At 70.9% G+C, this 19,864-nt stretch carries 19 protein-coding genes; 13 read left to right on the top strand and 6 right to left on the bottom strand.

The genetic code is table 11. The features are described from left to right. Positions 1 to 172 precede the first annotated feature (172 nt). A complete protein-coding gene (locus ACFU5O_RS29260) occupies positions 173 to 1,384 on the bottom strand; it encodes a cytochrome P450 (RefSeq protein WP_384245091.1) in 1,212 nt (403 codons plus the stop codon). Positions 1,385 to 1,679: 295 nt separating this feature from the next. On the opposite strand from ACFU5O_RS29260, the gene ACFU5O_RS29255 reads away from it, so the two are divergent. From ACFU5O_RS29255 to ACFU5O_RS29210, 10 genes are all read left to right on the top strand, one after another. Continuing rightward, the gene (locus ACFU5O_RS29255; protein ID WP_384245089.1) at positions 1,680 to 2,918 is read left to right on the top strand and encodes a macrolide family glycosyltransferase; all 1,239 of its coding nucleotides are present in this window, start codon (positions 1,680 to 1,682) and stop codon (positions 2,916 to 2,918) included. A 59-nt stretch (positions 2,919 to 2,977) separates the two neighbouring features. Further along, a complete protein-coding gene (locus ACFU5O_RS29250; RefSeq protein ID WP_384245087.1) occupies positions 2,978 to 4,237 on the top strand; it encodes a cytochrome P450 in 1,260 nt (419 codons plus the stop codon). Between the two features lie 55 nt (positions 4,238 to 4,292). Continuing rightward, on the top strand, positions 4,293 to 4,739 hold the full coding sequence (locus ACFU5O_RS29245) for a sugar 3,4-ketoisomerase (RefSeq protein WP_384245085.1): 447 nt from the start codon (positions 4,293 to 4,295) through the stop codon (positions 4,737 to 4,739). Then, positions 4,736 to 5,875: a DegT/DnrJ/EryC1/StrS family aminotransferase gene (locus ACFU5O_RS29240; RefSeq protein ID WP_384245083.1), complete on the top strand. Its 1,140-nt coding sequence runs from the start codon at positions 4,736 to 4,738 to the stop codon at positions 5,873 to 5,875. The genes ACFU5O_RS29245 and ACFU5O_RS29240 overlap by 4 nt, the downstream gene beginning before the upstream one ends. Before the next feature lie 55 nt (positions 5,876 to 5,930). Then, positions 5,931 to 6,833, top strand: a complete 903-nt coding sequence (gene rfbA / locus ACFU5O_RS29235; RefSeq protein WP_384245172.1) for a glucose-1-phosphate thymidylyltransferase RfbA — start codon at positions 5,931 to 5,933, stop codon at positions 6,831 to 6,833. Positions 6,834 to 6,897: 64 nt separating this feature from the next. Beyond that, positions 6,898 to 7,920 (top strand): dTDP-glucose 4,6-dehydratase, encoded by a 1,023-nt coding sequence (rfbB, locus tag ACFU5O_RS29230; protein ID WP_384245170.1) that lies wholly within the window; start codon positions 6,898 to 6,900, stop codon positions 7,918 to 7,920. Beyond that, the gene (locus tag ACFU5O_RS29225; RefSeq protein WP_384245081.1) at positions 7,907 to 8,488 is read left to right on the top strand and encodes a dTDP-4-dehydrorhamnose 3,5-epimerase family protein; all 582 of its coding nucleotides are present in this window, start codon (positions 7,907 to 7,909) and stop codon (positions 8,486 to 8,488) included. Before rfbB ends, ACFU5O_RS29225 begins: the two co-directional genes overlap by 14 nt. 6 nt (positions 8,489 to 8,494) lie before the next feature. Then, on the top strand, positions 8,495 to 9,271 hold the full coding sequence (locus ACFU5O_RS29220; protein ID WP_384245080.1) for a thioesterase II family protein: 777 nt from the start codon (positions 8,495 to 8,497) through the stop codon (positions 9,269 to 9,271). Next, positions 9,261 to 10,685 (top strand): NDP-hexose 2,3-dehydratase family protein, encoded by a 1,425-nt coding sequence (locus ACFU5O_RS29215; protein WP_384245078.1) that lies wholly within the window; start codon positions 9,261 to 9,263, stop codon positions 10,683 to 10,685. The genes ACFU5O_RS29220 and ACFU5O_RS29215 overlap by 11 nt, the downstream gene beginning before the upstream one ends. A gap of 30 nt (positions 10,686 to 10,715) precedes the next feature. Further along, positions 10,716 to 11,702 (top strand): Gfo/Idh/MocA family protein, encoded by a 987-nt coding sequence (locus ACFU5O_RS29210; protein WP_384245077.1) that lies wholly within the window; start codon positions 10,716 to 10,718, stop codon positions 11,700 to 11,702. Positions 11,703 to 12,264: 562 nt separating this feature from the next. On the opposite strand, the gene abc-f is transcribed toward ACFU5O_RS29210, so the two are convergent. From abc-f to ACFU5O_RS29190, 4 genes are all read right to left on the bottom strand, one after another. Next, a complete protein-coding gene (abc-f, locus tag ACFU5O_RS29205; RefSeq protein ID WP_384245076.1) occupies positions 12,265 to 13,944 on the bottom strand; it encodes a ribosomal protection-like ABC-F family protein in 1,680 nt (559 codons plus the stop codon). Between the two features lie 12 nt (positions 13,945 to 13,956). Further along, positions 13,957 to 14,922 (bottom strand): aromatase/cyclase, encoded by a 966-nt coding sequence (locus ACFU5O_RS29200; protein ID WP_384245075.1) that lies wholly within the window; start codon positions 14,920 to 14,922, stop codon positions 13,957 to 13,959. Between the two features lie 19 nt (positions 14,923 to 14,941). Continuing rightward, entirely contained in the window at positions 14,942 to 15,727 is a 786-nt protein-coding gene (gene fabG / locus ACFU5O_RS29195) for a 3-oxoacyl-ACP reductase FabG (RefSeq protein WP_384245074.1), read from the bottom strand. 81 nt (positions 15,728 to 15,808) lie between these two features. Further along, positions 15,809 to 16,114, bottom strand: coding sequence for an antibiotic biosynthesis monooxygenase family protein (locus tag ACFU5O_RS29190; protein WP_384245072.1), 306 nt, complete (start codon positions 16,112 to 16,114; stop codon positions 15,809 to 15,811). Positions 16,115 to 16,314: 200 nt separating this feature from the next. Between ACFU5O_RS29190 and ACFU5O_RS29185 the strand changes: the two genes are divergently transcribed. The 3 genes from ACFU5O_RS29185 (at position 16,315) to ACFU5O_RS29175 (ending at position 18,723) form a co-directional block, all read left to right on the top strand. Beyond that, complete coding sequence (locus tag ACFU5O_RS29185) at positions 16,315 to 16,776, top strand: nuclear transport factor 2 family protein (RefSeq protein ID WP_384245070.1); 462 nt, start codon at positions 16,315 to 16,317, stop codon at positions 16,774 to 16,776. Between the two features lie 107 nt (positions 16,777 to 16,883). Further along, positions 16,884 to 17,960 (top strand): serine hydrolase domain-containing protein, encoded by a 1,077-nt coding sequence (locus tag ACFU5O_RS29180; RefSeq protein WP_384245068.1) that lies wholly within the window; start codon positions 16,884 to 16,886, stop codon positions 17,958 to 17,960. A gap of 7 nt (positions 17,961 to 17,967) precedes the next feature. Next, positions 17,968 to 18,723: an SDR family NAD(P)-dependent oxidoreductase gene (locus ACFU5O_RS29175; protein ID WP_384245066.1), complete on the top strand. Its 756-nt coding sequence runs from the start codon at positions 17,968 to 17,970 to the stop codon at positions 18,721 to 18,723. Between the two features lie 76 nt (positions 18,724 to 18,799). Here ACFU5O_RS29175 and ACFU5O_RS29170 read toward each other — a convergent pair whose 3' ends face one another. Beyond that, positions 18,800 to 19,678: a class I SAM-dependent methyltransferase gene (locus ACFU5O_RS29170; protein WP_384245064.1), complete on the bottom strand. Its 879-nt coding sequence runs from the start codon at positions 19,676 to 19,678 to the stop codon at positions 18,800 to 18,802. Positions 19,679 to 19,864: the final 186 nt, after the last annotated feature.

Genomic DNA, 19,864 nt, shown 5'->3' with positions numbered 1-19,864 from the left:
CAGAGATGAGGTGCGGAAAAGCCACAAGCGGACCAAGCGGATCGAGCGGATCGAGCGGACCAAGCGGATCGAGCGGGGTTGCGGATCGAGCAGAGCGATCACATCGAGCAGTTCAAGCAGTTCAAGCAGTCCAGGTGGACAGAGCAGGCCGGTAGCCCGCCGGATTCGCCCGTCACCAGGTGACGGGAAGTTCCACCAGCCCGCGTACGAGCATTTCGCCGTGCCATTCGAGTTCGTCGGCGGGAACCGCGAGGCGCAGACCGGGAAGCCGGCCGGTCAGGGCCTCCAGCGCGATCTGGAGTTCGGCACGGGCCAGCGGTGCGCCGAGGCAGTAGTGCGGGCCCTGTCCGAAGGCGATGTGCGGGTTGGTCCCGCGGTCGAGGACGAAGTCGCCGGCGTCCTTGAAGACGGCCTCGTCCCGGTTGGCGGAGGCGAGGGAGTAGACGACGGCCTCGCCCGCGCGGATGGTGACGCCGCCGATCTCGAGGTCCTCTGTGGCGACTCGGCTGGGGCCGACGCTGGACCAGAGCGGGACGACGCGCAGGAGTTCCTCGACGGCGGAGGGCACCAGTTCGGGGCGGGCGCAGAGCTCCTCGTACCGGGTCCGGTCGCGCAGGAGGACCAGGACGTGGGCGGCGAGCTGGCTGGCCGTGGTCTCGTGGCCGCCGATCAGCATGCCCCCGGTGAGCATGAGGAGCTCGTCCTCGCTGAGCTTCTCGCCTTCGTCGTGGGCCTCGATGAGGGCGCTGAGGAGGTCGTCCTCGGGCTTGGCGCGCCGCTCGGCCACATATCCGCGCAGGTAGTCGGCGTACTCCTCGGCGGCCTGGCCGACCTGCTCCTCGGTGTAGCGGCTCGCGGACATCAGGGCCTCTGTGAAGGTCCGGAAGATGTGGCGGTCGGCGTGCGGGATGCCGAGCATCTCGCAGATGACGGAGGTGGGCAGCGGCAGGGCGAGCTTCTCGACCAGGTCGGCGGGGCCGCCGCCGGCGACGAGATCGTCGATGAGACCGTGGGTGATCTCGGTGATGCGGGGGCGCATCGCGGCGACGCGGCGGGCGGTGAACGCGCGCGAGACGAGCCGGCGAAGCCGGGCGTGGGCCTCGGGCGGCATGCCCATGAGGCCCACGGAGTCGAGGGCGCGGGGGGCGGCGCGGGGCACGTCCCGGTCGGCGGCGGCGTGCATGCTGAGGCGGGGGTCGGCGGAGGCCTTCTTGACGTCCGCGTGCCGGGTGAGGAGCCAGGCCTCGCCGCCGTAGGGCATGCGTACGCGCACCACGGGCTCGGTGGCCCGGAGTTCGCCGTAGGCCGGATCGAGTTCGAGGTCGACCCGGTCGCCGAACGGATACGCGCGGACGGATCCGGCGGCGGCATGAGGGCAGGTCATGACTGAATCTCCTCTGTACGCGGACCCCTGACACCCAACAGCAGCGCGGCGCAGTGACCGCGTGATGGCAGCTGATTGTGTCAAGTCGCCGCGAATACGGCTGGAAATTCAAGCCGTAATACAGCGGAATGCGAGCGGCATTCGAAGGTGGTTTGAGTCTCGCCGGACAGGGTTTTCCTGCACTGCAGATCCGCGGGCAACTATGTCAAGTCCTCACTTGCGCCAATGGTGTTGCGGCCCGTAATTTGCGTTGCATCGACAAGCCGTATCCATATTGCCTCGAAAGGCTGCCTCGATGGCGCATATCGCCTTCTTCATCCTCCCCGCGGCAGGTCATGTGAATCCGACGCTGTCCGTGGCGCGGGAGCTCGTCGCGCGTGGCCACCGGGTCAGCTATGCCCTGTCCGAGAACTACGGCGAGCGGGTCCTCGCGACGGGCGCGGAGTTCGTCCCGTACCCGATGGACCAGGACCGGTTCCTGGCCACGATGGTGCCGCAGCAGGACTCGCCCGAGTACACGGACCAGCAGGAGTTCCTGAACATGATGAAGTGGATGCTGGATCTGACCCAGCAGACGCTTCCACAGTTCGAGAAGCACTTCGACGACAACCGTCCCGATGTGTTCGTGTGCGACCCGTCGTCGTTCTGGAGCGGCCACATCCTGGCGGCCAAGTGGGGCATCCCGGTCATCCGCAGTACGCCCACGTACGTGGCGAACGAGCACTGGTCGCTGCACCCGCCGGTCGACACGGCCGAGGAGCAGCAGCAGGACCCGGAGACCGGTGAGCTGTTCGGCGTCATCGCGGGGCTGCTGGCCGAGCACGACGTGGACAAGGGCATCGGCGAGTTCGCGGACGAGGTGCACTCGGGGCCGGCACTGGTCTACCTGCCGCGCGCGTTCCAGTACGCGGGCGAGACCTTCGGCGAGGAGGTCAGCTTCGTCGGTCCGTGCACGAGCGCGAACTCCTTCCACGGCGAGTGGGAGGCTCCGGGGACCGGCCGGCCGCTGGTCCTGATCAGCCTGGGCACGCTCTACAACAAGCAGCCCGAGTTCTTCCGCGCCTGTGTCGATGCATTCGCGGACCTCGAGTGGGATGTCGTGATCACGCACGCCGGCGGGGTGGCCGAGGGCGAGCTGGGCGAGGTTCCCGCGCACATCCAGGTGCACGACTTCGCGCCGCAGGGCGCGGTGCTCGAGCACGCGGCCCTGATGATCAACCACGGCGGGACGAGCACCGTGCTCCAGGCCGTCTCCGAGGGCGTTCCGGTGATCTCCGTACCGCAGATGGCGGAGCTGCACGCGACCGCCACCCGGGTGGAACAGCTGGGCGTGGGCGCCAAGATCCTGCGCAGTGACGTCACCCCCGAGCGGATCCGCGAGAGAGCGCTGGCGCTCGCGGACGACGAGAACGTACGCGCCGCCGTGGCGCGGCTGCGCGGAGAGATCGAGTCCGCGGGCGGCCCCACGGCCGCCGCCGACGCGATCGAGGCGCTGCTGACGCCCGCCAAGGCCGCCACGGCCGCCTCGGGCTGAGCGCCGCCGCGCCGCAGCCCCCTCCAGACTTCTGCCGACCTTCAGCTGAGGAAGCCGATATGACGACACAGACCACGCAGGCCGAGGACGCCGTGGCCCCGGACGGCACGGAGAGCGCAGAGGCGCCGCACCCGCTGGCGCAGCCGGAGGGGGCCGACGCCCGCCGGTTGCTCGAGTGGTTCGCGCGGGGCCGCGCAGAGGCGCCCGTGTTCTGGGACTCGACGCGCTTTGCCTGGCAGGTCTTCTCGTACGAGGACTACAACACCGTCTCCACCAATCCGCAGATCTTCTCCTCGGACTTCTCGCCCGTCTTCCCGGTGCCCGAGGAGCTGGCGTTGCTGATGGGTCCGGGTACGTTCGGCGGTATCGACCCGCCGAAGCACGGCCCGCTGCGCAAGCTGGTCAGCCAGGCTTTCACACCGCGCCGCATGGCCGCGCTGGAGCCGCGGATCGAGGAGATCACCCGTCAGCTGCTCGCCGGACTGGGCGACCGGACCGAGATCGACGCGGTCACGGACCTGGCGTACCCGCTGCCGGTGACGGTGATCGCCGAGCTGCTCGGTGTGCCGGCCGCGGACCAGGACCTGTTCCGCGAGTGGGTCGACGTCATCCTCAACAACGAGGGGATGGAGTACCCGAACCTTCCGGACGACTTCGCGGAGACGATGGGCCCGGCCATCAAGGAGTGGGCGGAGTACCTCTACGGGAAGATCGCGGAGAAGCGGGCGGAGCCGGCCGACGACCTGATGAGCGGGCTGATCGAGTCCGAGGTCGACGGGCGCCGGCTCACCGACGAGGAGATCGTCAACATCGTCGCGCTCCTGCTGACGGCGGGCCACATCTCCAGCGCCACGCTGCTGAGCAACCTGTTCATCGTGCTGGACGAGAACCCGCGGGCGCAGGCCGAGCTGCGTGCCGACCGCTCGCTGATCGCGGGCGCGATCGAGGAGACGCTGCGCTACCGCAGCCCGTTCAACAACATCTTCCGGCTGCTGAAGGAGGACACCGACATCCTCGGTGTGCCGATGAAGGCCGGCCAGATGGTCACCGCGTGGAGCGCCTCGGCCAACCGTGACGCCGCGCAGTTCCCGGACCCGGACACGTTCGACGTCCGTCGCGCGGCGAACAAGCACATGGCGTTCGGCCACGGCATCCACCACTGCCTGGGCGCGTTCCTCGCCCGTATGGAGGCGAAGGTCTTCCTCAACCTGGCCTTCGACGAGTTCGCGTCGTTCACGGTCCACCACGACAGGGCGGAGTTCTACGAGGCGGACCAGCTGACCGCCCGTCATCTTCCCGTCACCGTCGTCCGCGGCTGAGCCGGCCCGCCTGACGGCACCGGCCAGGACCAGGGCAACCAGGGAGCGCGATCGCATGGCAGTGGGCATCACCCCAGAAACGAAGGTGGGCAGGGTCAAGCCCTGCACCTTCATCGACTTGGAGCAGCACAACGACGAGCGGGGCAGCCTGTCGGTCGTCGAGTCCGAGTGGACGGCCGGCTTTCCCATCCAGCGGGTGTACTACCTGCACGACCTGGACACCGGATCGTCCCGCGGCGGGCACGCCCACCGGGCGCTGGAGCAACTCATCATCGCCGTCCACGGCAGTTTCACGATCACCGTGGACGACGGGGTCAACCGGGCCGAGTACCGGCTCGACGGCGCCGGCAAGGGGCTGTACATCGGCCCGATGGTGTGGCGGAACCTCAGCGACTTCTCCGAGGACGCGGTCAGCCTCGTGCTGGCGTCGCTGCACTACGACGAGGCGGACTACTACCGCGAGTACGACGAGTTCCTGCGGGACGCGAGGAGGGGGCCGTGACGTCGCCCGCCCTGGCGCGCGAGCCGCGTGTCCCCTTCCACGACCTGCGCGAACTGCACGCCCTGGACGGGGTGCAGGCGGAGATCGACGCCGCGGTGCTGCGGGTGGCGCGTTCCGGGCGCTATCTCCTCGGGCCGGAACTGGCCGCGTTCGAGGAGGAGTACGCCCGGTACTGCGAGAACGAGCACTGTGTCGGGGTGGGCAGCGGTCTGGACGCCCTGGAGCTGACGCTGCGGGCGCTGGGCGCCGGCCCGGGCGACGAGGTGATCGTCCCCGGCCACACGTTCATCGCGACCTGGCTCGCGGTGTCCGCGACCGGGGCCCGCCCGGTTCCGGTGGAGCCGGAGGCGGACTCCCCTCTGATCGATCCCGCGCGTATCGAGGCCGCGATCACCCCGCGGACCAGGGCCATCATGCCGGTGCACACCTACGGGCACCCGGTGGACCTGGACGCGATCGACGCCGTGGCCACCCCTCGGGGCATCCCGGTGGTGGAGGACGCGGCCCAGGCGCACGGGGCCCGCTACCGGGGCCGGCGCATCGGTTCGCGGTACGCGGCGGCGTTCAGCTTCTACCCGGGCAAGAACCTGGGGGCGCTGGGCGACGGCGGCGCCGTGGTCACCGCCGACGCCGCGCTCGCGGAGCGGATCCGGCTGCTGCGCAACTACGGCTCGCGGGTGAAGTACCGGCACGACGAACGCGGCACCAACTCCCGGCTGGACGAGATGCAGGCCGCCGCGCTGCGCGTGAAACTGCCGTATCTGGACGGCTGGAACGCCCGCAGGAACGCGATCGCGGCCCGGTACGCGGAAGGCCTCGCCGGGCTGCCGGGGGTGGCCCCGCCGGACGTCCGGCCCTGGGCGGAGCACGTGTGGCACCAGTACGTGCTGCGCACCCCGCGCCGTGAGGAGCTTCGCGCCGCCCTCGCCGCGGCCGGGGTGGAGACCCTGGTGCACTACCCGGTCGCCGTCCACCACTGCGGCGCCTATGCGGGCGAGCCGTACGGTCCGCTGCCGCGCAGCGAGCGGCTGGCCGCCGAGGTGCTGAGTCTTCCCATGGGGCCGCAGCTGACCGCGCACGACGCAGAGACCGTCATCGCGGCGGTCCGTGACGCCACGGAGAGCAGCCATGAGTGAGGTTCCGGCACTTCAGCATCTGTCGTCGCTGACCGGCCCGGCATCCCCGCGCCCGATGAAGGGCATCGTCCTGGCCGGCGGGAGTGGTACCCGGCTGCGGCCGCTGACGGGAGTCGTGTCCAAACAGCTGCTTCCGGTGTACGACAAGCCGATGATCTACTACCCGCTGTCGGTGCTGATGCTGGCCGGCGTCCGGGACATCCAGATCATCTCGGCGAAGAGCCACCTGGAGATGTTCCGAGCGCTGCTCGGCGACGGCGGGCAGCTCGGACTCCGGCTGAGCTACGCGCACCAGGAGGAGCCGCGCGGCATCGCGGAGGCCTTCCTCATCGGCGAGGAGCACATCGGCGACAGCCCGGTGGCCCTGATCCTCGGGGACAACGTCTTCCACGGGCCGGGCTTCTCGTCCCTGATCGCGCAGTCCACCGCCCGCCTCGACGGCTGTGAGCTGTTCGGCTACCCGGTCAAGGACCCGCAGCGGTACGGGGTCGGCGAGGTGGATGCCGACGGGCGCCTGGTCTCCCTGGTGGAGAAACCGGTCAAGCCACGCTCCAACCTGGCCGTCACCGGCCTGTACCTCTACGACAACGACGTGGTGGACATCGCCCGCCGGCTCACCCCCTCCGCGCGCGGCGAGCTGGAGATCACCGACGTCAACCGTGTCTACCTGGCGCAGGGCCGGGCCCGGCTGAGCGAGCTGGGCCGCGGGTTCGCCTGGCTGGACATGGGCACCCATGACTCGCTGCTCCAGGCCGGCCAGTACGTGCAGTTGCTGGAGCAGCGCCAGGGCGAGCGGATCGCCTGTGTGGAGGAGATCGCCCTGCGGATGGGGTTCATCACCCACGAGCAGTGCTTCGCGCTGGGCCGTGAACTCGGCAACTCGGGCTACGGCGACTACGTGCGGGAGCTCGCCCGGCGGGCCGCGGCGGAGGCCGCGGCCGACTCCCCCGCCGCGTGACGGCCGCCACCGGCCCGACACCCGTACGGACTCCCGTCCCCCTTCCAGGAAAGGCCTCATGCAGATGCGTGTCCTCGTGACCGGAGGTGCGGGCTTCATCGGCTCGCACTTCGTCAGAGAGCTGCTGTCCGGCGCCTATCCGGACCTCGACGGGACCCGGGTGGTGGTGCTGGACGCCCTCACCTACGCCGGGAACCGCGCCAACCTGGACCCGGTCCGCGGCCATGAGCGGCTGGAGTTCGTGCACGGGGACATCTGTGACCGGGACCTGGTGGGGCGGCTGATGGCCGGCACCGGCCTGGTGGTGCACTTCGCGGCCGAGTCGCACGTGGACCGTTCGATCGCCGACGCCTCCCAGTTCGTACGGACCAACGTGCTGGGCACTCAGACCCTGCTGCAGGCCGCCGTCGACGCCGGGACCGGGCGCTTCGTGCACGTGTCGACGGACGAGGTGTACGGGTCGATCGAACGGGGCTCGTGGGCAGAGGACCACCCGCTGCTTCCCAACTCCCCCTACGCCGCCTCCAAGGCGTCCTCCGACCTGATGGCGCTGGCGTTCCACCGCACCCACGGGCTGGAGGTGTGCGTGACGCGGTGCTCCAACAACTACGGGCCCTACCAGTTCCCGGAGAAGGCCATCCCGCTGTTCACCACGAACCTCGTGGACGGGCTCGACGTACCGCTGTACGGGGACGGGGGCAACAGCCGGGACTGGCTGCACGTGGACGACCACTGCCGGGGCATCGCCCTGGTCGCCGTGAAAGGCCGGCCCGGCGAGATCTACAACATCGGCGGCGGTACCGAACTGACCAACCTCGAACTGACGGACCGCCTCCTGGACCTGTGCGGCCGTGACCGGTCGGCGGTGCGCCGCGTGGCCGACCGGGCCGCGCACGACCGCCGCTACTCGGTGGACATCGCGAAGATATCCGCCGAGCTGGGCTACGCGCCGCGCGTCCCCTTCGAGCGGGGACTGGCCGAGACGGTGGCCTGGTACCGCGAGAACCGGGCCTGGTGGGAGCCGCTCAAGGCTCGCACCGCGCAGCAGACGCAGGCGCGGACGGCGGGTGCCCGTGCGCATCGATGAGACCGGCATCCCCGGCACCTACCGGCTCGTCCCGCAACGGATCGCCGACGAGCGCGGCGACTTCTACGAGGCGGCGAAGCACAGCGAGCTGACCGGGGCGACCGGTCTGCCGTTCACGGTCCGCCAGGTCAACAACTCCGTCTCGCGGCGCGGTGTCCTGCGCGGTCTGCACTGCAACGACGTGCCCGGCGACGCGAGCAAACTGGTGACGTGCGTGCGCGGGGCGGTCCTCGACGTCATGGTCGACCTGCGGGTGGGCTCGCCGACCTTCGGCGCGTACGAGACCACCAGGCTGGAAGCCGGCGACGGTGTCGCCCTGTACATGCCCGGCAGCATCGGCCATGCCTTCCTCGCCCTCGAGGACGGCACCTGCGTGAACTATCTGCTCTCCACGGAGTACGTGCCCGGCGCGATGGTCGACGTCGACGCGCTCGACCCCGCGATGGGCCTGCCGTGGGACCTGGCCGGGCCGCCCCTGCGCTCGGTCAAGGACGCGGCGGCCCCCTCCCTCGCCGACGCCCTGGCCTCCGGCCGGCTTCCGCGCTACACGCCGCCCCAGAGGAGCTGAACCACCGTGACCCTCCCGACCCCGACCCGCGCTCCGGCCGCCGCCTCCGGCGAGTGGCTGCGCCGCTACCGTCCCGCAGAGGCCGCGTCCCTGCGGCTGGTGTGCTTCCCGCACGCCGGCGGATCGGCCAGCGCCTTCCTCGGCCTGGCCACCGCACTCGCCCCGGCCGGTATCGAGGTGCTGGCCGTGCAGTACCCGGGCCGCCAGGACCGGCGGGGCGAGCCGTTCATCCGCACGGTCGACGCACTGGTCGAGGCGCTGCTGCCGGAACTGCGGCAGTGGACCGGCCGGCCCTTCGCCCTGTTCGGGCACAGCCTCGGCGCGACACTCGCGTACGAGACCGCCCGCAGGCTGGAGGAGGAAGGCACCAGCCCCCGCCATCTGTTCGTCTCCGGGCGCCGGGCGCCGGAAACGGCGCTGCGGGAGACCGTTCATCTCCTGGACGACCAGGCGCTCATCGCCAGGATCGCCCGGCTGCAGGGCACCGACCCGGCACTGCTGCGGGACGAGGAACTGCTCCGCATGGTGCTGCCGGCGATCCGCAGCGACTACGCGATGGCGGGCGCCTACCGCCACCGGCCGGGGCCCGCCGTACGGTTCCCGGTCACCGCGCTGACCGGTGACAGCGACCCGAACGTCTCCGTCGAGGACGCGCAGCGCTGGTCGGAGGTGGCCGGCGGCCCGTTCGGACTCCATGTGCTGCCCGGCGGCCATTTCTTCCTCAACGACCGCACGGAATCCGTCGGCCACATCATCGAGGAGGCGCTGGACGATGCTCGCTGACACCCTGGCACGGACCGCGGACCGTGCGGACACCGCGCGGCGCCTGCTGGCGTCGGCACGGGTGCCCGACTCCCCTGCCATGCCCGTGGACCGGGTGCCCGGCTGGCTGGCCGAGCAGGCCCGGCGCGGGCAGTTCCAGGTCACGCCCGTTCCCTTCGCGCAACTGCGAGGGTGGGCCTTCGACGAGGTGAGCGGCGATCTGCGGCACGAGTCGGGCAGGTTCTTCGCGGTGGAGGGCCTGCACGTCCACGCCGACGCGCTGCCGTCCCGCGGCTGGAAGCAGCCGATCATCGTGCAGCCCGAGGTGGGCCTGCTCGGCATCGTCGCCCGCGAGATCGACGGCGTGCTCCACTTCCTGATGCAGGCCAAGATGGAGCCGGGCAACATCAACATGCTCCAGCTCTCCCCCACCGTGCAGGCCACCCGCAGCAACTTCACGGGCGTCCACAAGGGCCGCGGCATCCCGTTCCTCGACCTCTTCCTGGAACGCGGCCGGGCCAGGGTGCTCGTGGACGTGCTCCAGTCCGAGCAGGCCGACTGGTTCCTCGCCAAACGCAACCGCAACATGATCGTGGAGATCGACGAGGACATCGAGACCGGCGAGGACTTCCGCTGGCTGACCTTCGGTCAGCTGCTGCGCCTGCTGCTGCTGGACAACGTGGTCAACATGGACACGCGCTCGATCCTCGCCTGCCTGCCGACCGCCGGCGCCGGCTGCGCCGATCCCGCCGACCCGGTGCTGCGGTCCTTCCACGACCCGGACGCGCCCGCCCTCAACAGCGCGGCGGAGATACACAGCTGGCTCACCGGGATCCGGGCACTGAGCGAGCTCAACCAGCGCCGGGTGCCGCTGAAGGAGGTCGCGGAGGACGGCTGGCTGTTCGGCGACAAGGAGATCGGGCACGACAGCGGCCGGCGCTTCAAGGTCATCGGAGCCGACATCTCGGCCAGCAACCGCGAGGTCGCCGCCTGGGCCCAGCCGCTGATCCAGCCGCAGGTGCCGGGGCTGATGGCGCTGATCGTCAAACGCATCAACGGGGCACTGCACGCCCTGGTCCAGGCACGGGTCGACGTGGGGCACCTGAACGTCGCCGAGCTGGCGCCGACCGTGCACTGCCGTCCCGCCGACCACACCGGCCCGGGCACGGAGCCCTACCCGCCGTTCCTCGCCGACGTGCTCGCGGCGCCCGGGGACCGGCTGCGCTACGACGCCGTGCAGTCGGAGGAGGGCGGCCGCTTCTACCACGCGGAGAACCGGTACACGATCGTAGAAGTCCCCGACGCCTTCTGCGAGGACGTGCCCGAGGACTACGCATGGCTGACGTTCGCCCAGCTCACCGAGCTGCTGGCACACAGCAACTACCTCAACGTCGAACTGCGCACCCTCGTGGTGTGCGCCCACACCCTGTACTGAGCTCCGCCATCCACCCACCCGAGGACGGTCATGCCCGCTCCCCTGCGCCTCGGCCTTCTCGGCTGCGGTGACATCGCCGAGCGCCGGACGCTCCCGGCGCTCCTGCGTACGCCCGGACTGGAGCTGGCCGCCGTGGCCTCCCGGGACCCCGGGCGGGCCGCGTCGTTCGCGGCCCGTTTCGGCGGCGCCCCGCTGTCCTCGTACGAGGAACTGCTGGCCGACGACGGGACCGAGGCCGTCTACCTGTGCCTGCCCACGATGCTGCACGCCGTCTGGGCCGAGCGGGCCCTCCTGGCCGGCAAGCACGTGCTGGTGGAGAAGCCGCTGGCGGCCGGCGGGGCGGACGCGCGGCGTCTGTTCACACTGGCCGGGCAGCGGGGCCTGGTGCTGCTGGAGAACTTCATGTTCCTGCACCACGGCACACAGCGGAAGGTGACCGAGCTGCTGGCGGCCGGCACGCTCGGCGAGGTCCGCGCGGTCTCCGCCGCGTTCACCATCCCGCCCCGGCCCGAGGGTGACACCCGCTACGACCCGGCCCTCGGCGGCGGCGCGCTGCTCGACAACGGCGTCTATCCGCTGCGGGCCGCACTGCGTCTCCTCGGCGGCGGCCTCACGGTCGCCGGGGCCGTCCTGCGGCGCAGCGACCGGCACGGCGTGGACACCGGCGGCGCGGTGCTGCTCACCGCCCCCAGCGGTGCCACGGCGCAGATCCGGTTCGGCATGGAGCACCACTACCGCTCGTGGTACGAGATCCAGGGCAGCGCCGGCACCCTCGCCGTCGAGCACGTCTACACGACCGCGCCCGGCCACTGCCCGGTCCTGCAGCTCACGGTCGGCACCGAGCACACCGCGATCCGGCTCCCGGCCGAGGACCACTTCGAGGCCGTCCTGCGGTTCTTCGCCACGGCCGTGCGCGAGCGGGAACGGGTCGAGCCCGGCCTGCTGCTCCTCGGTGAGGAGTCACGGCAGCAGGCCGGGCTGCTCGACGCCGTCCGCGCGGCGGCGCAAGCGCCGTGACCGGCAAGGTCCGCCGAGAGGCGCCCGGCGCGGCGAATCGCAAGGCGGTGGGTACCGCCCGGCCGCAGGCCAGGGAGATCACCCTCGTACCGGACGCACTCGGGCGACTCCGCCGGCGACGCGAACGTGCCCACCACGGGATACCTCCCGGACACAGCTCCGGGACAATCGCGAGCCCGTGAACCACCCCGGTCACGACACCACGGCCGTATCCGCAAAGCAGCACCGTCCCACCGAACGGGACACGGCCGACCGCATCCGGTACGCGAACCGCACGCAACCGGACGAGCCCGGCAACCCGGCGAACGTGCCCACCACGGGATACCTCCCGGACACAGCTCCGGGACAATCGCGAGCCCGTGAACCACCCCGGTCACGACACCACGGCCGTATCCGCAAAGCAGCACCGTCCCACCGAACGGAACAGGGCCGACGGCATCCGGTACGCGAACCGCACGCAACCGGACGAGCCCGGCAACCCGGCGAACGTGCCCGCCAGGCGGTACGGCGAAACTCCGGGGAGTCGCGGGCCGGGCGGGACTTCGCGGATACGGCCCACGGGTCAGCCGGTGACCACGGCGCCCTCGTTCAGGCGAAGGTGCGAGCCGCGGAACGCGCGCCGCATCCGGCGGTCGTGGGTGACGACGACCACCGCACCCGTGTAGTCCCCCAGAGCCGCCTCGAGCTCCTCGACCAGCAGCGGGGACAGGTGGTTGGTCGGCTCGTCGAGCAGCAGCAGGTCCACCGGACGGGTCACCAGGCGCGCCAGGTCGATGCGGCGGCGCTGGCCCACCGACAGGGAGCCGACCGGCAGCCGCAGCTCCGGCTCGCGGAACAGGCCGAGGGACAGGAGCTGTTCGGTGTACTCGTCGGGGTGCCCGGGCCGTCCGTCGGCGAACTCCGCGAGCACCGAGCGCCGGGGGTGCTTGGGCATCTCGTCCTGGCGCAGCCAGCCGGTGTGGGCGGCCCGCCGCGCGGTGCCGGCGTCGGGCTCGAGGTCACCGGCGAGCACCCGCAGCAGGGTGCTCTTGCCCGCACCGTTCGGCCCGGTGATCAGCAGCCGCTCGCCGGGCGCGATGGCCAGCCGGCCGACCCGCAGCCGGCCGGTCACCTCCAGGTCCCTCACCTCGGCGAGCGGTTCCTGCGAACCGGCCCGGGCGGTGTCGTCCGCGGCGGTGTCGTCCCCAAGAGCGAGGGAGGCGGTGAACCGCAGCGGCTCGGGCGGCGCGGGCACGGGGTTCTCCCGCAGCCTGCGCAGCCGCTCGTTGGCGTTGCGGGCCTTGCTGGACGTCGAGGACGAGGAGGAGCGGGCCCGGTGGTGCTCGGAGCCGCTGAAGGCCCACGGGCCCTTCTTGGCGATCGTCGCCAGCATCCGGCCGGCGTTGGCCGCGAGGGTCTCCTGGCGGTCGATCTCGGCGAGATGGTCCTGGTACTCGCGCTCCCAGCGGGCGCGGGCGGCGGCCTTGGCCGTCAAGTAGCCCTGGTAGCCGTCCCCGTACCGGTTGACGGTCCGGCGGTCCGGGTCCACTTCGAGGATCGACGAGGTCACGGCCTCCAGGAAGGCCCGGTCGTGGGTGATGACGACCACGGTGCCGCGATGGTCCTGCAGCCGCTTCTCGAGCCAGTCGACGGCCTGGTCGTCCAGGTCGTTGGTGGGCTCGTCGAGCAGCAGCAGCTCGGGGGCCGCGGCCAGCGTCGCCGCCAGGGCCAGCCGGCGGCGCTCTCCGCCGGAGAGGGTCTCGACGGGCCGCTCGCGGTCGAGACCGGGCAGCCCGAGCCCGTGGAGGGCAGCGTCGGCCCGTGCATCGGCCTCGTAGCCGCCGCGGTCCTCGAACTCCGCCAGCAGGTCGCCGTACTCGTCCAGGAGCCGCGGGTCGTCGTCGACGAGCCCGTCCTCGGCGGCGTGCAGCCGCTTCTCCAGATCCCGCAGATCCGCGAATGCCTGGTCCAGCACGTCTCTGACGGTGGCACCGGGGGGCATTTCGAGGCGCTGCGGAAGGTGGCCGACACCGCCCGGGGCGGTGACGGTCACATCGCCGTTGTCCGCTCTCTCGGCTCCGGCGATGATCCGCAGCAGGGTCGACTTCCCCGATCCGTTGTCACCGATGACGCCGGCTTTCTCGCCGGGCTTGACGGTGAAGGACACCCGGTCCAGGACGACATGGTCGTCGTAGCGCTTGGTGACCTCCTCCAGCGTGAGCTGGGAGTGCGCACGGGACGCGGCGGGTGAGGCAATTCGCATACATGCTCCTGGTCAAGCGGTTCGGAGAGCGGGGACGTCGCTCTCCGCGAACTTCTTCGCGAGGTTGAGCGTGGCGGTGCTGTTGCGGCCGAGCGCCTCGCGGACGTAGGTGCGCGCCCGGGCGACGTCGGCGTCCTCGCCGAGGATGCGCCGGATGGGCTCCTCGCGCAGGACCACACTGTGCTGGGAGGTGACGGTGACGCCGCCGCCCTCGGCGGGCACCACGGTCCAGCGGCCGGTGTGGGCGGCCATCAGCGCGGGCGTGGCGGTCTGCTTGTAGACGATCCGCAGGTCGTCGGGGAAGCACACGCGCACGGACTCCGTGGTGTGCACCGAACCGTCCGCGGTACGTGTGTCCATGGCCATGACCTGCACCCCCGGCTCGTCCTCCGTCAGTTCGAGCCGGTCGACGTGCGGGACCCGCTCCGGCCAGTCCTGAACCCGGTGAAGGAAGTCGTAGACGAGCTCGGCCGGGCCGTCGGCGTGGACGGAGTCCTCGAAGGACAGGACGAGGTCCTCCAGCTTCCGCCCGGCCACCAGGGTACGCAGATTCTCCAGCTCCGCACGGCTGTTGGTGTCGGTGGCACGTTCCACCCACTCGACGTCCTCCGCGCGGTCGCCGACGACGGTGAAGTCGTGCAGCAGCGTCAGCTTCGAGCGCTCGTCGCCGAGCGGCTCGACGATCCAGGTACCGCCCATCGACTCGACGGGAGCCGCGGACACCTCCTGGCGGAACCCGATGCGCCGCCGCCCGGGGTCCAGGACGCGGCGCGAGGTCCAGGACTTGATCCGGTCGTTGGCCGTGGCCCACATGCGCAGCCGCTCGGTGCCGCCGTCGCTCTCGAGTTTCTCCACGTGCACATTGGGCGGGAAGTGCAGCGGCCACCGCTCGGCGTCCGCGATCAGCCCGTAGACCACGTCCGCCGGCGCGTCCGTCTCCACCTCGTGCACCGTGCGGTGCACCCGCTCGTTTGCCATCGGATGTCTCTCTTCCGGGTCAGAAGTTGCCCAGTCCGCCGCAGACGTTGAGCGCCTGGGAGGTGATGGACGAGGCGAGGTCGGTGGTCAGATAGCCGACGAGGCCCGCGACCTCTTCGGGGGTCGCGTACCGGCCGAGGGGTATCTTCGCGGTGAACTTCTGCATGACCGCGTCCTCCGTGGTGTCGTACGCGGCTGCGTAGCCGGCGCGCACCCGCTGGGCCATGGGCGTCTCGACGTAGCCGGGGCAGACGGCGTTGACGGTGATGCCGGTGGGGGCCAGCTCGTTGCCGAGGGCCTTGGTGAAGCCGACGACACCGTGCTTCGAGGCGGAGTACGGGGCACCGAGCACGACGCCCTGCTTGCCGGCCGTGGAGGCGATGTTGATGATGCGGCCGTAGGAGGCGCCCTCCATGCCGCCCTTCTTCAGCACCTCGCGGGTCAGCCGGAAGACGCTGTTGAGGTTGGTGTCGATGACGTCGTCCCAGAGCTCGTCATCGATGTCCGCGGTGACCCCGCCGCCGCTGCGGCCCGCGTTGTTGACCAGGACACTGATCGGGCCGAACGTCGCCACGGCCGCGGCGACGAGCGCCGCCACGGACTCGCGGTCGCGCACGTCGGCCGCCGCGCCGTCCGCCTCCAGCCCCTCGGCGCGCAGCCCGGCCACGGTCTCCCGTACCTTCTCGGGGGTGCGCGCGCAGATGAACACGCGGTGACCGCGGCGCCCCAGGTCGCGCGCCACGGCCAGGCCGATACCGCTGGTGGCACCGGTGACCAGCGCCACCGGCTTCGTCGGTGCCGTCATCGTCCCTCCAGAACTGTGTGATTGTCCCGACCGTATGCCGGAGCCGCTCGAGAACCGGCGGAAAGATGCTTGAGACGGAGGTCAGACGGCATCGGCGACACGGTCGGCGTCGGGGACCGTCTCGTACAGACCGGGCTCGGGCGTGGCGAGGGCGGCGAGGCCCCTGACGAGCTCCTGGAACCCCTCGCCGGTGACGGCGGCGCGGTGGGCGGCGGCGTCCTCCCACACGGCCAGCTCGACGAAGACGTTGGGGGCGCCGACCAGACGGAGGGTCTGGTGGCTGACGTAGCCGGGCTGGGCGCTCATGTAGGCCGTGACGCGGCTCTTGGCGGCGAGGAACTCCTCGATGTCCCCGTGGACGTTGAGTTTGTTGACGAAGGTCACCATGGCTGTCGCTCCCGTGGATGAGGGGCACCGGGCCGCTTCGCGAAGGCGAGCTCTGCCGTCCCACGCGCGGGGCCTTGTGCGGTGCCCGCGGCTGCGGTCGTCCCCACCGTCCGTTCCGGGACTTGAGGAATCTTCGAAGAGGGCTCGATCGGGCCCCCGGAGAGTGCCCGGAGACGACATGCCGACGATCGGAGTTCCCCGTGACCATCCTGGCCGACCCCGCGACCGCCGTTCAGCTGCCCGCCGCCGAGGCCGCGGTGCTGTACGCCGAGGTGCAGCAGTTCTACGCCCGCCAGATGCAGCTGCTCGACCTGAACGAGCCGCAGCGGTGGGCCGGTACGTTCACCGAGGACGCGACCTTCGACGTGCCGACCCTGCCCGAGCCGGTGCGCGGCCGGTCCGCGCTGATCGCCTCGACGACCCGCGCCCACGCCCAGCTGGCCGGGTCCGGCGAGCAGCACCGCCACGTCATCGGGATGCTCGATGTGCGCCCGCAGCAGGACGGCACCGTGCACGTCCGCTCCTACGCCGTCGTCTACGCCTCGACGGTCGGCAAGGACTCCCGGGTGCACCGGGTGTGCGTGTGCGAGGACGTGCTGGTGCGCGACGCCGGTGAGCTGCAGGTCGCGGCCCGCCGGGTGACCCGCGACGACCTGGCCTGATCCGGCCCGGTCGAGTTCCGCTCCACCGTCCTCCGGCCGCGCCGCGATCGCCTGCGGCGAGTCTCCCCGTACAAGAACCGACCGCAATCCCATGGGGGTTTCCCGACATGACCCAGACGACGATCGACCGGCCGGAGGTCTCGGCCCTTCAGACGGCCGTGCAGGGCGCGGCGGACCGGCTCGTCGAGCTCGGTGCCGGCGGTGTCCAGTTCCGGGTCACGCGGGGCGAGGACTCCTTCGTCGTGACGTCCGGCATCGCGGAGCTGGGCACGGACCGCCCGGTTCCCGAGGACGGCCGCTTCCGCATCTCGTGCATCACCAAGCCGTTCGTCGCGGTCGTGGTGCTCCAGCTGGTCGCCGACGGCAGGATCGACCTCGACCGCACGGTGGAGAGCTACCTGCCGGGCCTGCTGCCGTACGGCGAGAAGATCACCATCCGCAATCTGATGCAGCACACCAGCGGTCTGTACAACTACATGGACTCGTTCCAGAAGCCGGGCGACCGCTTCCTGCGCGACCGCTACAAGCACTACGAGCCCGAGGACCTGATCGCCATCGCGGCCGCGAAGCCGCTGGAGTTCGAGCCGGGCACGAAGTTCATGTACTGCAACACGAACTACTTCATCATCGGTCTGCTCATCAAGAAGGTCACCGGCCGCTCGTACCGTGAGGAGATCACGGAGCGCGTGCTGGAGCCCCTGGGTCTGGACGAGACGGTGCTGCCGGGCGACGACCCGAACATCCCCGGGCCGCATGCCCGCGGCTACATGCAGATCGGCGGCGAGCCGGTGGACGTCACGCTGATGAACCCGTCGGAGGCGGGCTGTGCGGGCGAGATCATCTCGACCACGAAGGACCTGGACACGTTCTTCAGCGCTCTGTTCAGCGGCAAGCTGCTGGCGGACGCGCAGTTCACGGAGATGACCACTCCGCTGCCGCCCGAGATGATCGAGAACCTGCCGATGGGCATCGGGTACGGCCTCGGCATCATGAAGCTCGAGAACGACAAGGGCCTCGACCTGTGGGGCCACGGTGCCGGCATCCCGGGCTACGCCACCCTGGCCGCCACCACGCGTGACCTGAGCGCCCGCGTGCAGCTGTCGTTCACGATCGGCGACAAGGACTTCGGTCACGACGCCGAGCAGGCCGTCATCCGCGGCGTCAACACCGCCCTGTGCTTCTGAGGCCACGATGACGAATTCCGTGGAGAAGGCCGTCATTGTCACCGGCGGCGGTACGGGAATAGGTGCGGCAACCGCCCGCGCTTTCGCCGACGACGGTGCGCATGTGCTGATCGTCGGACGCAACGAGGACACGCTCAAGGAAACCGCCGACGGTCACGAGCGAATTCGCGTGCTGGCTGCGGACATCTCCGACCCGGGGGCGCCGGATGCCGTTGTCGGCACCGCGCTGCGCGAATTCGGGCGGCTCGATGTCCTCGTCAACAATGCGGCGGTCACCGGTTTTGTCGCGCTGGACGGCCTCGAGCGGGCCTCCGTCGGCGCTCAGCTGGGCACCAATCTGATCGCCCCGGTGTTCCTCGCCCAGCGCGCGCTGGACGCCCTTCAGGCCACCGGCGGTGTCGTGGTGAACGTCAGCTCGGCCGGCTCGCTGGGGCGCCGGGCCTGGCCCGAGAACTCGGTGTACGGCATGGCCAAGGTGGCGATGGACTTCCTGACCCGTACCTGGGCCGTGGAGCTCGCTCCGCGCGGCATCCGCTCGGTGGGCATCGCCCCGGGTGTCGTGGACACGGGTGTCGGCGTGCGGGCCGGGATGCCGCAGGAGGCCTACGACGGCTTCCTGGCGCAGATGGCGGAGCGCATTCCGTCCGGTCGGGTCGGCCGGCCTGAGGAGATCGCCTGGTGGATCGTCCAGCTGACCCGCCCGGAGGCGGCGTACGCCAACGGCACCGTGTTCGCCGTGGACGGCGCGCTGTCCGTCACCTGACGGCGCCGGAAGCACGGAACGCGGGGCCCGCCGGATCTCTCCGGCGGGCCCCGCGCCGTGGTGCGTCCGCGCGGGCTCAGCGGGCGACGGTGGCGGTGACGTAGCGGACCGGGACCTCGAACTGCACCCGGCCGCGGCCGCCGTCGGTTCGCAGCGCGTCGAGGGCGGTGACGATGCGCCCGCGCAGGGCGGCCGCCTCTGCCTCCGGCAGGTGCTGCCACAGCAGCCGCATGCCCTGTGTGTGCGACCAGTTCACCCATGCCTCACCGGAGGGGGCGGTCTGCAGGACCGGCTCGTCGCTGATGCGGACGTCGGTGAAGCCGGCCTTCCCGAGCGCGGCCGTCAGGTCGGCCGGGTCCTCCAGCCAGGAGTGCAGCTGCCGGTGCAGCTGCTCCGGGTGCCAGGCCTCCGGCAGGTGCTCGAGCAGCGACATCGGGATCAGCTCGGTGAACAGCGGCGGCAGGAACGGGAAGGTGTCCTTGGTGAACACCGGGCTGGTGAAGCCGATACGGCCGCCGTCGGCGAGCAGGTCGGCGTAGCGGGCCAGGGCCGCGCGGGCGTCCGGCAGGAAGATGACGCTGTAGCTGCCGAGCACCAGGTCGAAGGAGCGGGCCGGCAGGTCCGGGTGCTCGCCGTCCATGACGCGCAGGCCGACGTTGGTGATGCCCTGGCGGGCGGCCTCCTTGCCGGCCTCCTCGATCATCGCCTCCGCGATGTCGATGCCGAGGGCGCTGCCCTGCTCGCCGATCAGGCGGGCGGCGGGAAGCAGGGTGGCGCCGAGGCCGCAGCCGACGTCGAGGACCCGCTCCCCCTCCCGCGGGGCGGCCAGCTCGACGAGGCGACTGCCCATGGGCGTGAAGAATTCCACGTCGAGCCGGTCGTAGGTCGCCGCGGCGCCGTTGAAGGCGGCGGTGACTTTCGTTTTGTAGGTTGCCGTGGCGGTGTCGGTACTCAATTCAGCTCCCAGGAATATGCGGACGTCGGGGCCGAGCATCCGGAACTCATCCTGGAGGTCCGTCCACGGGATCCGCTGGAGGATCGATGGACATCCGGTCGCAGCGGCAATTCGCCCCTTGCCCGGGGAAAGCCAGGGCCCGAAGATGAAAGAAATCCGACGTCCTGTGACGGAAAGCCCTGTGGA

The sequence above is a fragment of the Streptomyces sp. NPDC057445 genome (genome assembly GCF_042802855.1).
GTDB lineage: Bacteria > Actinomycetota > Actinomycetes > Streptomycetales > Streptomycetaceae > Streptomyces.
The sequence above is the reverse complement of the archived record's forward strand: the minus strand, read 5'-3'. Positions and strand labels throughout refer to the sequence as shown.

Bases quoted from the DNA above. Each gene is read 5' to 3' on its own strand.
- ACFU5O_RS29260 (WP_384245091.1), bottom strand. From the start codon at position 1,384: ATGACCTGCCCTCATGCCGCCGCCGGATCCGTCCGCGCGTATCCGTTC.
- ACFU5O_RS29255 (WP_384245089.1), top strand. From the start codon at position 1,680: ATGGCGCATATCGCCTTCTTCATCCTCCCCGCGGCAGGTCATGTGAAT.
- ACFU5O_RS29250 (WP_384245087.1), top strand. From the start codon at position 2,978: ATGACGACACAGACCACGCAGGCCGAGGACGCCGTGGCCCCGGACGGC.
- ACFU5O_RS29245 (WP_384245085.1), top strand. From the start codon at position 4,293: ATGGCAGTGGGCATCACCCCAGAAACGAAGGTGGGCAGGGTCAAGCCC.
- rfbA (WP_384245172.1), top strand. From the start codon at position 5,931: ATGAAGGGCATCGTCCTGGCCGGCGGGAGTGGTACCCGGCTGCGGCCG.
- rfbB (WP_384245170.1), top strand. From the start codon at position 6,898: ATGCGTGTCCTCGTGACCGGAGGTGCGGGCTTCATCGGCTCGCACTTC.
- ACFU5O_RS29215 (WP_384245078.1), top strand. From the start codon at position 9,261: ATGCTCGCTGACACCCTGGCACGGACCGCGGACCGTGCGGACACCGCG.
- ACFU5O_RS29210 (WP_384245077.1), top strand. From the start codon at position 10,716: ATGCCCGCTCCCCTGCGCCTCGGCCTTCTCGGCTGCGGTGACATCGCC.
- abc-f (WP_384245076.1), bottom strand. From the start codon at position 13,944: ATGCGAATTGCCTCACCCGCCGCGTCCCGTGCGCACTCCCAGCTCACG.
- ACFU5O_RS29200 (WP_384245075.1), bottom strand. From the start codon at position 14,922: ATGGCAAACGAGCGGGTGCACCGCACGGTGCACGAGGTGGAGACGGAC.
- fabG (WP_384245074.1), bottom strand. From the start codon at position 15,727: ATGACGGCACCGACGAAGCCGGTGGCGCTGGTCACCGGTGCCACCAGC.
- ACFU5O_RS29190 (WP_384245072.1), bottom strand. From the start codon at position 16,114: ATGGTGACCTTCGTCAACAAACTCAACGTCCACGGGGACATCGAGGAG.
- ACFU5O_RS29180 (WP_384245068.1), top strand. From the start codon at position 16,884: ATGACCCAGACGACGATCGACCGGCCGGAGGTCTCGGCCCTTCAGACG.
- ACFU5O_RS29175 (WP_384245066.1), top strand. From the start codon at position 17,968: ATGACGAATTCCGTGGAGAAGGCCGTCATTGTCACCGGCGGCGGTACG.